Here is a 12970-nt window from a genome sequence, read left to right as displayed (position 1 = left end):
CCCCCCTGCGTGACGTCCGTCCCGAAACCGCCTACACCCAGCGGTCGCCGTGGCTGTAGACGACCAGCCGGTTGCCGCGGGCGAAGCCGGCCAGCGACACGCCGCAGCTCTCCGCCATGCGCACGGCCATGCCGGTGGGGGCGGAGATGGCGACCAGCCCGCTGATGCCCAGCCGGGCGGCCTTCTGCACCAGCTCGTAGCTGGCGCGGCTGGAGGTCAGGACGAAGCCGCCCCGCCGGTCGACGCCTGTGCGCACCAGCCAGCCGATCAGCTTGTCCAGCGCGTTGTGGCGGCCGACATCCTCGCGCACCGCCAGGATCTCCCCCGCCGCGTCCACCCAGGCGACGCCGTGCGCCGCCCCGGTGGCGCGGTGCAGGGTCTGCCGCTCGGCGAAACGGGCCAGCGCCCGCTCCACCGCGCCGACCGACAGCCGCCCGCCCGAGGGAACCGGGCGGCCTGACCGGGCGATGGCCTGGAGGCTCTCCACCCCGCAGACGCCGCAGCCCGACCGCCCGGCAATGCTGCGCCGCTTGCCCTTCAGCGCCATGAAGCGCTCCATCGGGATCTCCATGCGCACCTCGATGCCGTCGCAGCTCTCCACCACCCGCAGGCTGTCCAGCTCCTCCGCGTCGGCAATGATCCCCTCCGTCAGGGAGAAGCCGAGGCCGAACTCCTCCAGGTCGTCGGGGGTCGCCAGCATCACCGCATGGACGATGCCGTTGTAGGCGATGGCGACGGGCACCTCCTCCACCACCGCGTCGTCGCAGAGCTGGGCGGCATCCGGACCCAGCCGCAGGACGGTCATGCGGTGGGTGGTGGACGGCGCTGCGACGTCGGTTGCGAGGCTCATGGCGGTGTCCTTATGGAAGATATTCCCTCTCCCGTCCCGGGAGAGGGAGGGGCCCGCCGCGAAGCGGTGGGAGGGTGAGGGTGCCGGCAAGGAAAAACATCTGACCCTTGCGCGACCCTCACCCGCCCGCTTCGCGGGCACCCTCTCCCGGGGCGGGAGAGGGGTTCAAGAGTCACGAATGCCCGGTTTCCTTGCCGGTCACCTGACGGAACCAGCGCGGATGGTGCTTGCGCGCCCAGGCGTGGGTGACCACGCCCTCGACCATCGCGCGGATCGTGCCCTGCACCCACAGCGCGGCGTAGACATGGACGATGATGCTGGCGATCAGCACCAGCGCGCTGGCGGCGTGGACCAGAAGCGCCACGCGGATGATCGGGATCGGGAAGTAGCCCGCGAAATAGGGCCGCCACGCGATCACCCCCGACACCAGCAGCAGGATCATGCACAGCACCATGACCCAGAACATGCCCTTCTGGCCGCCGTTGTAGCGGCCGATGTCGCCGACCTCGTTGCCCTTCATCACCTCCTTCACCGACATCATCCACGTCACATCCTCCTTGTTGATGAGGTTGTGGTGGGCGTAGCGGAAGAACTGGCGGGCGAAGGCCAGGACCATCACCACCCCGACGAAGGGATGGACGATGCGGGCGAGCTGCGGCGTGCCGAACACCCCGGTCAGCCAGAAGAAGGCCGGGTAGAAGAAGGCCAGCCCGGAGATGGCCAGCAGCACGAAGCAGACCGCCACGATCCAGTGGTTGATGCGCTCGGCGGCGCAGTAGCGTTGGATCAGCTTTTCCGACGTCTTCACAGCGCGTTCTCCCGTTCCTTATGCTTGGTCCCTTGGGCGGGCGGGGCCGGCGGCGTGCCGTGATCCGCCTCGTCCTCGTCATCGGCGCGGTTCGGGCCGACCGTGATGTAATGGAAGAAGCCGAACAGGCCGGCGGCGGCGACGCCCAGCGTCGCCAGCGGCTTCAGCATGCCCTTCCACACCCCGACCACGGCGCTGATCGACGGGTTGTCCGGCAGGCCGGAGTAGAGCGTCGGCTTGTCGGCGTGGTGCAGCACGTACATGACGTGGGTGCCGCCCACCCCGGCGGGGTCGTAGAGGCCCGCCTGGTCGTAGCCGCGCGACTGGAGGTCGGTGATGCGGGTCGCCGCGACCTCGATCATGTCCTCCTTGCTGCCGAACTGGATGGCGCCGGTCGGGCAGGTCTTGACGCAGGCCGGCTCCTGCCCCACCGCGACGCGGTCGGAGCACAGGTTGCACTTGTAGGCCTTGCTGTCGGCCGGGCTGAGGCGCGGCACGTTGAACGGGCAGCCGGAGATGCAGTAGCCGCAGCCGATGCAGTTCTCCTGATGGAAATCCACGATGCCGTTCTTGAACTGCACGATGGCGCCCGGCGACGGGCAGGCCTTCAGGCAGCCGGGATCGGCGCAGTGCATGCAGCCGTCCTTGCGGATCAGCCACTCCAGCTTGCCCTTCTCCTCCACCTCGTTGAAGCGCATGACCGTCCAGGCCTGCGCGGACAGGTCGGTCGGGTTGTCGTAGACGCCGACGCAGGTGCCGACCTCGGCGCGCAGCTGGTTCCATTCCGAGCAGGCGACCTGGCAGGCCTTGCAGCCGATGCAGACCGTGGTGTCGATCAGCTTCGCCACCTCCTGCGGGTTGCGGGCCTGCGGGGTCGGCGTCGGGGTGGCGGACCGGCGCAGGATATCGAGGGATTGCAGTGCCATGACTTACGCCACTCCGATCTTCTCGACGTTCACGAGGAACGCCTTGTATTCCGGGGTCTGGGTGTTGCAGTCGCCGACGGCGGGCGGCAGCGTGTTGGACAGGAAGCCCTTCTTGGCCACCGTCTCCCAGCCCCAGTGCAGGGGGATGCCGATCTGGTGGACGGTGCGGCCCGCCACCTTCAGGGCCTTGATGCGCTTGGTCACCACCGCCTTGGCCTTGATGTGGCCGCGCTTGGAGGAGACCTGGACCCAGTCGCCGGCCTGGATGCCCTTCTCCGCCGCCAGCGTCTCGCCGATCTCCACGAACTGTTCCGGCTGGGCGATGGCGTTCAGCCGCACGCTCTTGGTCCAGAACTGGAAATGCTCGGTCAGGCGGTAGGTGGTGCCGACGTAGGGGAACTGGTCATGGGTGCCCAGACGCTCGCGGTCGGCCTTGAAGATGCGGACCGCCGGGCTGCTGACCACCTTCGGGTGCAGCGGGTTGGTGCCGAGCGGGCTTTCCATCGGCTCGTAATGCTCGGGGAAGGGGCCGTCGACCAGCTTGTCGGTGCAGAACAGCCGCCCGACGCCCTCCGGGTTCATGATGAAGGGGTTCATGCCGTCGGCCGGCGGCGAGTCCACCTTGAAGTCCGGCACGTCGGCGCCCGCCCAGGCGGTGCCGTTCCAGGAAATCAGGGTGCGCTTGGGGTCCCAGGGCTTGCCCGACGGGTCGCAGGAGGCGCGGTTGTAGATGATGCGGCGGTTGGCCGGCCACGCCCAGGCCCAGCCCGGCGTGTTGCCGAGGCCCGCGTCGGTGTTGTCGCGCCGGGCCATCTGGTTGCCCGCCTGCGTCCAGCTGCCGGCGAAGATCCAGCAGGCGCTCATCGTCGTGCCGTCGTCGCGCAGCAGGGCGAAGTTGGGAAGCTGCTCGCCCTTGCGGGCCAGGAACTTCGCCGGGTCCTTGGGGTCGGGGATGTCGGCCAGCGCGCGGCCGTTCAGCTCCTTCGCCAGCTCCTCCGGCGTCGGCTCCAGCGGGTTCTTGTAGGGCCAGGAGAGGTTGAGGATCGGCTCCGGCGCGGTGCCGCCCTCCTTGGCGTAGAGGGTGCGGACGGCCATGAACAGCTCGGCCAGGATCTCCTGGTCGGTCTTCGCCTCGCCCGGCGGGTTGGCGCCCTTCCAGTGCCACTGCAGCCAGCGCGAGGAGTTGACGATGGCCCCGTCCTCCTCGGCGAAGCAGGTCGAGGGCAGGCGGAACACCTCGGTCTTGATCGACGCGGTGTCGACCTCGTTGACCTCGCCGTGGTTCTGCCAGAAGGAGGCGGTCTCCGTGGCGATCGGGTCGATCACCACCATGTATTTCAGCTTGGCGAAGTCCGCCGCCGTCTTGCGCGCGTCGGGGAAGGAGGTCAGCGGGTTGAAGCCCTGGACGATGAAGCCGTTGACCTTGCCGTTGTGCATCAGGTCCATGACCTGCAGCACGTCGTACATCTTGTCCCACTTGGGCAGCCAGTCGTAGCCCCAGTTGTTCTCCGCCGTCGCCTTGTCGCCCCAGAACCACTTCAGCAGGCTGACGAAGAACTTCGGCGTGTTGGCCCAGAAGTTCAGCTGGCCCGGCGCCTGCGCCTTCGGCGCGGTCTTGGCGATGTAGTCGGCGAAGGTCGGGTGCGCCTTCTCCGACGGCAGGGTCAGATAGCCCGGCAGGTTGGTGGACAGCAGGCCGAGGTCGGACAGGCCCTGGATGTTGGAATGGCCGCGCAGGGCGTTCACGCCGCCGCCCGGCATGCCGATGTTGCCCAACAGGAGCTGGATCATCGCCATGGTGCGGATGTTCTGGGCGCCCACCGTGTGCTGCGTCCAGCCCAGCGCGTAGAGGATCGTGCCGACCCGGTCGCGCACCGCCGTGGAGCCGAGATGCTGGCAGACGCGCAGGAAGGCGTCCTTCGGCGTGCCGGTCAGGTCGGTCACCAGCTCCGGCGTGTAGCGCGCGTAGTGGGCCTTCATCAGGTTCCACACGCAGCGCGGATGCTGGAGCGTCGGGTCGGTCTTCGCCGTGACGCCGTCCGCCTCGAACTCGTAGTTCCAGGAGGAGCGGTCGTACTGGCCCTTGGCCGCGTCGTAGCCGCTGAACAGCCCGTCCTCGAACCCGTAGCCTTCCTTCACGATGTAGGCGGCGTTGGTGTAGGCGCGGACATACTCCCACTGGATCTTGTCGTTGGCGACCAGCCAGTTGATGACGCCGCCCAGGAACACGATGTCGGAGCCGGCGCGGATCGGCATGTATTCGTCGGCCACCGCGGCGGAGCGGTTGTAGCGCGGATCGACGACGACGATGCGCGCGCCGCGCTTCTTCGCCTCGACGGCCCACTTGAAGCCGACGGGGTGCGCCTCCGCCGGGTTGCCGCCCATGATCAGGATGAAGTCGGCGTTGGAGATGTCCACCCAGCTGTTGGTCATCGCCCCGCGCCCGAAGGTCGAGGCCAGCGCCGACACGGTCGGGCCGTGGCAGACGCGGGCCTGCGCGTCGGTGCCGACGATGCCCAGCGACCGCATGACCTTCTGCGTCAGGATGCCCGTCTCGTTGGACGAGGCCGAGGCGGTCAGCATGGCGGTGGACAGCCAGCGGTTCACCGTCACGCCGTCGGCGGTCTTGGTGACGAAGTTGGCGTCGCGGTCGTCCTTGATGTGGCGGGCGATGCGCTCGATCGCCTCATGCCAGGAGATGCGCTTCCAGCTGTTGGACCCGGCCTCGCGGACCTCCGGGTGTTTCAGGCGGTTCGGGCTGTGGATGAAGTCCAGCAGGCCGGCACCCTTCGGGCAGAGCGAGCCGCGGCTGACGGGGTGATCCGGGTCGCCCTCGATGTGGATGATCTCGGCCTTGGCGTTCTTGGCACCGTCGCCCAGGCTGTACATCAGCAGGCCGCAGCCGACCGAGCAGTAGGGGCAGGTGTTGCGGATCTCCTTGGCGCGGGCGAGGCGGAACTGGCGCACCTCGGCCAGCGCCTCGGACGGCAGGAAGCCCAGAACCCCCATGCTGGAGGCGGCGAGACCGCCCGCCGTGACCTTCAAGAACTGCCGCCGTGATACCTGCATGGGTGTGATGGGCATGAAACCTCCCTGGTGTCGGCCCTGATGTCAGGATGTGCCGGCCCGGCGCTTGTGCGCCTGGAGCCGGGGCGCCGCACCGTCCGGGGTGACCCGGCCGAAGCGGCGCATCCTCCAAAGGGCAGATTCCGTGCCAGCCGGGGCCATGGGCGGAATGCGGGGAGTTTGCTGGGGCGGACGGACGGGCCGGCCATGCCCGCACCGCGCCGAGGGACATTTTGTCCAGCCGGCGATGGACAAAATGTCCCTAACCTTTGTGTGGAGGACAATCTGTCGGGGGTGTCCATTCCCTCTCCCGCCCCGGGAGAGGGTGGCGCCGCAGGCGCCTCTCACGCTGGCTGAAAGCCAGCGCTGACGGCGACAGGCGGATGCCCCTGGCATCCGCTGAGAGCCGGGTGAGGGTCGTCCGAGAATCAACGCCCCTGCCCGTTGCCGGTACCCTCACCCCTCCCACGCTTTGCGTGGGCCCCTTCCCTCTCCCGAGGCGGGAGAGGGAATACAGGTCCCCCTGGCACCGTTCTTGCGCTGTGCTATCCCTTCTTTACTGTTCGTGATTCGTGACCGGGAAAGCCACCATGACCGCCTCTTCCTCCGACGCTCCGATTTCCGAAGCGACCGCCGCCGCCATGGCGGCCGCCGGTCTGGTGCCGGGCCAGTCGCCGGCTCCGCTGCGCCTGCCCGACGCGGCGATCTTCGCCCGGCGGGCGGCGCGCCTGCGCGCGCTGGCGGAGGGGCACGCCATGGGCGATTGGCTGCGCTTCGTCGCCACGCTGGCCGACGCCCAGGCGGCGGTGGCCGCCACCCCCGCCGCCCTGCCGCCGGAGGAGCAATGGGCCGCCGACCTGCGCGCCCTGGCCGCCCGGCTGAGCAGCCTGCCCGGCGGCGCGCGCGAAGCCCTGACCGCGCTCGCCACGTCCGACGCCGACACCCTGGAGGCGCTGGCCGGGCGCTGGGCCGGCGACGCGCTGGAGGAGTGCGACCTCGCCGCAGCACCCTTCCTGGCCGCCGCCTTCCAGACCGCCTGGACGCGCCACGCCGCGGCGCTCGTCCCGGCGCCGGTGACCACCCACGCCACCGCCACGGCCTGCCCGGTCTGCGGCGGCGCGCCGGTCGCCGGGGTGTTGCAGGTCGGCATGGAGAGCGGCGGCCTGCGCTATCTCCATTGCGGGATCTGCCACACCGCCTGGCACCATGTGCGCTCGTCCTGCGTGGCCTGCGGCGATGGCAAGGACGTGTCCCAGCGCTTCGTCGAAGGGGCGGACGGCACGGAGGCCAACGGCGCGGTGCGGGCGGAGACCTGCGACGCCTGCCACAGCTATCTGAAGCTGCTGTTCCTGGACAAGGCGCCGAGCCTCGACCCGGTGGCCGACGACTTGGCCACCCTGGCGCTCGACCTGCTGCTGGGCGAGGAGGAGTACCGCCGCATCGGCGTCAACCCGTTCCTGACGGTTGCTGGGTAAAGAGACGCCGGGTCAAGGGGGATCAGCCCCCCGCGGTGATCCGCTGGGCGGCGAAGAAGGGCGCGGTCGGCTGGTCGGAATAGACGGCCTGCCGCCGCAGCCACAGGGTGAAGCGGGTGCCGCGCCCCGGAACGCTCTCCACCGTGATTCGCCCGCCGTAGCGCTGGACGATGGCGTAGCTGATCGACAGGCCGAGCCCCGTCCCGGTCTGCTTCTTGGTGGTGAAGAACGGGTCGAAGATGCGGGCCAGATCGCCCGCGGCGATGCCGTGGCCGGTGTCCTCGACCCCCACCAGCACCCCTTCGAAGGGCTCCGCCCCCGGCAAACGCTCGTCCGGACCGATGTCGCGGCTGTCCAGCGTCAGGCTCCCGCCCTCCGGCATCGCCTGCATGGCGTTGACGATCAGGTTGATCAGCACCTGCTGAAGCTCGCCGCGGTTCATCTCCACCGGCCCGCCCGCCTCGGCCTTCAGCGTCACCACGACCCGCGCCCGGTTCAGGTTGTGCCGGGTCAGCACCAGACAGTCGGACAGCACGCCGTTCACGTCGGTCGGCTCGGCGTAGCCGGCGAAGTCGCCGGGCCGGGCGAATTGCAGCAGCTTGGTCACGATGGCGTGGATGCGCCGGGTCTGCTCGTCGATCAGCCGGACCTCCTGGCGCACCGGCTCGATCCCGTCGCCCAGCACCTCGCGCAGCAGGTCGAGGTTGCCCTGGATCACCGCGACCGGGTTGTTGATCTCGTGCGCCACCCCGGCGGTCAGCTCGCCGATGGCGGTCAGCTTCTCGTTCATCACCAGCTGCTGCTGGGCGCGGCGCAGCGTGGCGTTGGCCTCCTCCAGCGCGGCGGTGCGCAGCGCCACCTTGCGGTCCAGCTCCTCGGCGGAGCGCTGAAGCTCCCACCGCCGCGCCGCCACGGAATCCAGCAGATGGTCGAAGGCGCGGGCCAGCCGCCCCAGCTCGTCCCGACTGGCGGTGGGGCCGATGCGCGCGGAATCCTCGCCCCGCTCGATGCGGACGATGACGCCGGCCATGCGCTCCAGCGGCCGGAAGATGGCCCGCGCGCCGCGCAGGCCGACCAGCGTCCCCAGCCCCGACACCAGCAGGAACAGCAGGAACAGCCCGGCCAGCGCCTTGTACAGCGTGTCGCGCAGCGGCGATTCCAGGAACCCGACATAGAGCATGCCGATCCGCCGCCCGGCGGTGTCGGCCAGCGGCTGATAGCCCGACACGTAGGTGTCGTTGACCACGAAGGCCGAGCCCAGCCACGGCTCGCCGCGGTCCAGCACCTTCTCCGCCACCGCCTGCGACGCCCGCGTGCCCAGCGCCCGCTGCCCTTCGAACAGCCGGACGTTGGTGGCGATGCGGGTGTCGCCCAGGAACAGCGTGGCGGTGCCCTGGCTGCCCAGCGGCAGCGAGGCGTCCTGATAGACGATGGTGTTCAGCCGGTCGACGATGCCCTGGTTGCCGTTCAGCAGCACCCCGCCTTCCAGCACCCCGAGCAGCCGGCCGTCCGGCCCGTCGAAGGGAATGGCGACCTGGATCACCAGCCCACGGTCCTCGGCCCCATGATTTTCGACATTGCGCGGATCGGGCCGGGCGGCGCGGGTCGGCACCAGCGGCGTGTGGGCGGCCCGGCGCAGCGCCGGGTTCAGCGCCTCAAGCTCCGCCGGGGCGAAGACCTCCAGCCCGTGCTGCGCGTAGCCGTGCAGCGCCTCGCGCACCACCGACCAGCCGCTGCGGTCCGCCGGGACGGCGAAGGACCCGCCCGCCCGCACCATGCCCCCGGCGTCGAGCAGCAGCAGATAGTCCAGCCCCTGCTCCTCGGCCTCCTCGTCGAGCAGCCGGCGCAGATCGGCCGGTGTGCCGCGCTCCAGCACCAGGGCCAAACGGTGGGAGGTCGCCACCCCCTCCAGCCCGTTGCGCAGCGACATCTGCACCCGGTCGAAGAACTGCCGCGCCGTCCCCAGGTCGGAGCTGACCTTGTTCACCAGAAGCTGGTCGTAGCCCTGCGTCCCCCAGGCCCAGACGATCATCAGCAGCACCGGCGCGCCGACCAGCAGCGGCGCCAGCACCAGCGCCAGCAGCTTGAGCCGCACCGACTCCGCGTAGGCCGCCGCCAGCCGCTTCATCGGATTGGAGCGGGGCGTCGGAAATTGGGGCGTCACACCCCCCATTCCACGCATTTTCGGTCCAGCGTCTTGCGCGACACCCCCAGCAGGTCGGCGGCGCGCGTCTTGCTGCCGTCGCAGCGCGCCAGCACGGTCAGGATGTGGCGCTTCTCCACCTCGGCCAGCGGCAGCACGTCGCTGTCGCCGTCCATGCGGACGTGGCGGACCGGACAGGGCGCGCAGGGTGGGTTCCCGGCCACCGCCGCGGCGCACAGGCTGGGGTCCGCGGCCAGACCCGCCTCCACCGCCGCGGCGTTGGCGGTGTCCAGATCGTCGAGCGGGAATTCGCCGAGCAGCAGCGACCGCTCCACGAAGTTGCGCAGCTCCCGCACGTTGCCGGGCCAGGAGTGGCACATCAACGCCCGCGTCACCTCCGGCGTCAGGGTCAGCGGCGGCACGGCCAGCCGCGCCGGCAGGAAGCGCATGAACAGCGCGGCCAGCTCCGGCACGTCCACCGCGCGCTGGCGCAGCGGCGGGATGGTCAGGGTCATCACCTCCAGCCGGTAGAACAGGTCCGGGCGGAAGCGCCCCGCCGCGGCCTCCGCCTTCAGGTCGCGGTTGGTGGCGGTGACCACGCGGACGTCCACCGGCACCTCCTGCTCGCTGCCGACCGGGCGGATGCGCCGCTCCTCCAGAACGCGCAGCAGCTTGGATTGCAACGTCAGCGACAGCTCGCCGATCTCGTCCAGGAACAGCGTGCCGCCGTGGGCGTAGTAGAACAGGCCCTTGCGCGCGTCCTTGGCCCCGGTGAAGGCACCGCGGGCGTGGCCGAACAGCTCCGCCTCGATCAGGTCGGCGGAGATCGCCGCGCAGTTCACCGCCACGAAGGGCCGGTCGGCGCGCGGCGACAGGTCGTGCAGCGCGCGGGCGACCAGTTCCTTGCCGACGCCGGACTCGCCCTGGATCAGCACGGTGGACGGGGTTGGCGCCACCCGCTGGACCAGTGAGCGCAGCCGCATCATGGCGTCCGACCGCCCGACGATCTCGTCGCGCCCGCTGTCCTTCTTCGACAGTTGCCGGCGCAGCACGTAGTTCTCGCGGGTCAGCCGGGTGCGCTCGACGCAGCGGTCGATGGAGTTCAGGATCTGCTCGACCCGGAAGGGCTTCAGCACGAAATCCGCGGCGCCGGAGCGCAGGGCGTCGATGGCGGTGTCCATGTCGGCGAAGGCGGTGACCAGGATCACCTCGCCGGCATAGCCGCCGGCCATCAGCTCCTTCAGCCAGTCCAGCCCCGAGCGGCCCGGCAGGGCGACGTCGAGGATGATCACCTCGGGGTGGATGCGCTCCAGCTTCTGGGCGCCCTCCTCGGCGCTGCCCGCCACCTCGACCCGCCAGCCCCGCCGCTCCAGCGCGCGCGACAGGAAGCTGCAAATGCCCTCCTCGTCGTCCACCACGAGGATGGAGGGCTTCGCCTGATCCTCCATCCGGCCCCCTTCCGGCGCGCTGCGGTCGGACGGGGTGGAGACTGGCGCGGTCATGGTCATCGGTGTGCACTCGGCGGCGGAAAGCCCCACAGTCTAAGGGACCGCAATCAAGCCGGGCCAGTGATTTCCGAAATCCGGAATAGTTCCAGCGTCCCGCTTGGACAACCGCGCCGCGCCGTGCGACGCTCCGCCGCTCATCGCACAGACCGGGAGCCGACCATGACCGACACCCGCGGATCATTCGTCCATGCCGGACCGCGCATCGCCGATACCGGCATCAATGACGCCGGCCACAGCGACGCCGAGTGGCAGGCGCGGGTCGATCTCGCCGCCGCCTACCGTCTGGTCGCCGAGCGCGGCTGGGACGACCTGATCTACACCCACATCTCGCTGGCCGTGCCGGGGGAGCCGGGGCGCTTTCTCATCAACCCCTTCGGCCTGACCTTCGACGAGGTGACCGCCTCCAACCTTGTGAAGATCGACATCCACGGCGCCATCATCGGCGACAGCCCCCATCCCGTGAACGCCACCGGCTTCGTCATCCATGGCGCCGTCCATGCGGCGCGCGAGGACGCGCGCTGCGTCATGCACCTCCACAACGAGGCGGCGGTGGCGGTGTCGATGCTGAAGGACGGGCTGCTCCCGCTGTCCCAGCACGCCCTGCGCTTCTACCGCGACCTCGCCTACCATCGGTACGAGGGGTTGGCCCTGACCGACAGCGAGAAGGTCCGCCTCGTCGCCAATCTCGGCTCCTGCCGGGCGATGCTGCTTCACAACCACGGCAGTCTGGTGACCGGGCGCACGGTGGCGGAGGCCTTCTGCCTGATGGACATGCTGGACAAGGCCTGCCGGATGCAGCTCGCCGCGCAGGCAACCGGCGCGGAACTGGTGTCGCCGCCGCCGGAGCTGTGCGACAAGACCTTCCGGCAGCTCACCGCCGATCCGGAGCCCGAAGGCGAACTGGAATGGCCGGCGCTGCTGCGACGCCTGGACCGGCGCTGCCCGGACTACAGAAACTGAGCTTTCCGGACCGCGGTCCGCAACAGAGGGAATGGAAGTACGATGCCGCTGATCAACGTTCAGCTTTTCGAAGGCCGCACGCCAGAGCAGAAGCGCGCCTACGCCAAGGCGCTCACCGACGCCTCGGTCGCGGTGCTCGGCTGCAGCCCGGAGGCGGTCGATGTCATCTTCCACGACGTGAAGAAGAGCGACTGGGCCAGCGGCGGCAAGCTGTGGTCCGATCCCGAGTGACATCCGCTTCCCGGACGCCCATGGGAAGCACTGCTCACTCCATGGGCATCCGAACAAAAAGCATGCACCCCAGCCCTCAGCCTGCGCTCAGACCGCACCCACCGTCTTGCCCGTGAGACGGTAAACCGCGGTGGCGACCGCCCGATCCTCGCTGTCGCCGACCTCCAGGCGCCGGTCGATGTAATTGCCGAGAAACTCGACCAACGCGTCGCGGGTGACCGACTGCACCCACTGGCCATGCCGGCCATAGGCTTGCAGCGTCCAGAATTCCGAGGCCATCAGCGCCGAACGGACGGATTTGGACGAGCCGTCCCAATGCGACCACAGAAAGTCGATGGCACTCTGAGCGACCGTAATCACCAAACCGGCATTGATTCCGCGTGACGCCATCGTAGTCTCCCTCTCAGCTTGCCGAGCGGACGCTCGTGAACGGAATTCGTTCAGCAAAAGCAGTGCCAGGGAGATCAAAACAAAAAGCCGTACCTCGTTCGGATGCGATTCGCCGGAAATCCAGACCAGACACGGGAGGAGTGGCCATGAACGCGCAGGAAGAGCAACGGGCGCGCAACGCGCTGAAATGCATCGACCGCGATCTCGACGCGCTCGACATCCAGATCGCCGCTTTGCAGGCGCGGCAACGATCCGGGACCTCCCTCGACCAATACATCCGCGTCCGCGACGCCCTGCTGACCGAGGCCCAGACGATCCTGACCCAACTCGACCACCGCTCCGGCAACCCTACCCCTCCCCCGCCTGCGGCGGGGGAGGGGTAGGGAGGGGGGAGGGGTAGGGAGGGGGCCCGCAGCGACACCTCAAGCACAACGAAAAGCCGGCGCCTCCCACAGGGGAAAGCGCCGGCCTTGCCGTTCATGAAGTCGATTGTCAAGTGTGTGTGAAACCTGCTGCGTCCACGTCCTTGGATGGCGTGGCGTGTGCCGTGGTGACCTGGCGGCGACCTACTCTCCCACGTCTTAAGACGCAGTACCATCGGCGCTGAGGCGTT

11 protein-coding genes are annotated in these 12970 nt (G+C 69.4%); 4 read left to right on the top strand and 7 right to left on the bottom strand.

The annotated features are described in order from the left end of the window. Positions 1 to 31 precede the first annotated feature (31 nt). The 4 genes from fdhD to fdnG all read right to left on the bottom strand — a co-directional run bounded on the left by fdhD (position 32) and on the right by fdnG (position 5668). Positions 32 to 850, bottom strand: coding sequence for a formate dehydrogenase accessory sulfurtransferase FdhD (gene fdhD / locus DS837_RS18345; protein ID WP_149166086.1), 819 nt, complete (start codon positions 848 to 850; stop codon positions 32 to 34). Positions 851 to 1022: 172 nt separating this feature from the next. After that, the gene (locus DS837_RS18340) at positions 1023 to 1658 is read right to left on the bottom strand and encodes a formate dehydrogenase subunit gamma (protein ID WP_149166085.1); all 636 of its coding nucleotides are present in this window, start codon (positions 1656 to 1658) and stop codon (positions 1023 to 1025) included. Continuing rightward, positions 1655 to 2584, bottom strand: a complete 930-nt coding sequence (gene fdxH / locus DS837_RS18335) for a formate dehydrogenase subunit beta (RefSeq protein ID WP_149166084.1) — start codon at positions 2582 to 2584, stop codon at positions 1655 to 1657. The genes DS837_RS18340 and fdxH overlap by 4 nt, the downstream gene beginning before the upstream one ends. 3 nt (positions 2585 to 2587) lie before the next feature. Continuing rightward, positions 2588 to 5668 (bottom strand): formate dehydrogenase-N subunit alpha, encoded by a 3081-nt coding sequence (fdnG, locus tag DS837_RS18330; protein WP_486599238.1) that lies wholly within the window; start codon positions 5666 to 5668, stop codon positions 2588 to 2590. Between the two features lie 572 nt (positions 5669 to 6240). On the opposite strand from fdnG, the gene fdhE reads away from it, so the two are divergent. Beyond that, positions 6241 to 7125 carry a formate dehydrogenase accessory protein FdhE gene (gene fdhE / locus DS837_RS18325; protein ID WP_149166083.1) on the top strand — a complete coding sequence of 295 codons (885 nt, stop codon included), beginning with the start codon at positions 6241 to 6243 and terminating at the stop codon, positions 7123 to 7125. Positions 7126 to 7147: 22 nt separating this feature from the next. Here the strand turns inward: fdhE and DS837_RS18320 are convergent, their stop codons facing one another. Together DS837_RS18320 and DS837_RS18315 are read right to left on the bottom strand one after the other, a co-directional pair. Further along, a complete protein-coding gene (locus DS837_RS18320) occupies positions 7148 to 9289 on the bottom strand; it encodes a cache domain-containing protein (RefSeq protein WP_247890009.1) in 2142 nt (713 codons plus the stop codon). After that, positions 9286 to 10776 (bottom strand): sigma-54-dependent transcriptional regulator, encoded by a 1491-nt coding sequence (locus DS837_RS18315; RefSeq protein WP_149166082.1) that lies wholly within the window; start codon positions 10774 to 10776, stop codon positions 9286 to 9288. The genes DS837_RS18320 and DS837_RS18315 overlap by 4 nt, the downstream gene beginning before the upstream one ends. A gap of 159 nt (positions 10777 to 10935) precedes the next feature. Here DS837_RS18315 and DS837_RS18310 point away from each other — a divergent pair, with 159 nt between their 5' ends. Continuing rightward, positions 10936 to 11736 carry a class II aldolase/adducin family protein gene (locus tag DS837_RS18310; protein ID WP_211102310.1) on the top strand — a complete coding sequence of 267 codons (801 nt, stop codon included), beginning with the start codon at positions 10936 to 10938 and terminating at the stop codon, positions 11734 to 11736. 42 nt (positions 11737 to 11778) lie between these two features. Continuing rightward, positions 11779 to 11967: a 4-oxalocrotonate tautomerase gene (locus tag DS837_RS18305; RefSeq protein ID WP_145626958.1), complete on the top strand. Its 189-nt coding sequence runs from the start codon at positions 11779 to 11781 to the stop codon at positions 11965 to 11967. A gap of 87 nt (positions 11968 to 12054) precedes the next feature. Here the strand turns inward: DS837_RS18305 and DS837_RS18300 are convergent, their stop codons facing one another. Further along, the gene (locus tag DS837_RS18300; RefSeq protein ID WP_149166081.1) at positions 12055 to 12357 is read right to left on the bottom strand and encodes a hypothetical protein; all 303 of its coding nucleotides are present in this window, start codon (positions 12355 to 12357) and stop codon (positions 12055 to 12057) included. Positions 12358 to 12503: 146 nt separating this feature from the next. Here DS837_RS18300 and DS837_RS18295 point away from each other — a divergent pair, with 146 nt between their 5' ends. Continuing rightward, positions 12504 to 12740 carry a hypothetical protein gene (locus tag DS837_RS18295; protein ID WP_149166080.1) on the top strand — a complete coding sequence of 79 codons (237 nt, stop codon included), beginning with the start codon at positions 12504 to 12506 and terminating at the stop codon, positions 12738 to 12740. Positions 12741 to 12970 lie beyond the last annotated feature (230 nt).

Origin of the sequence: Azospirillum brasilense (assembly GCF_008365405.1) — a bacterium.
GTDB lineage: Bacteria > Pseudomonadota > Alphaproteobacteria > Azospirillales > Azospirillaceae > Azospirillum > Azospirillum brasilense_D.
This window is presented reverse-complemented; position numbering and strand designations above follow the sequence as displayed.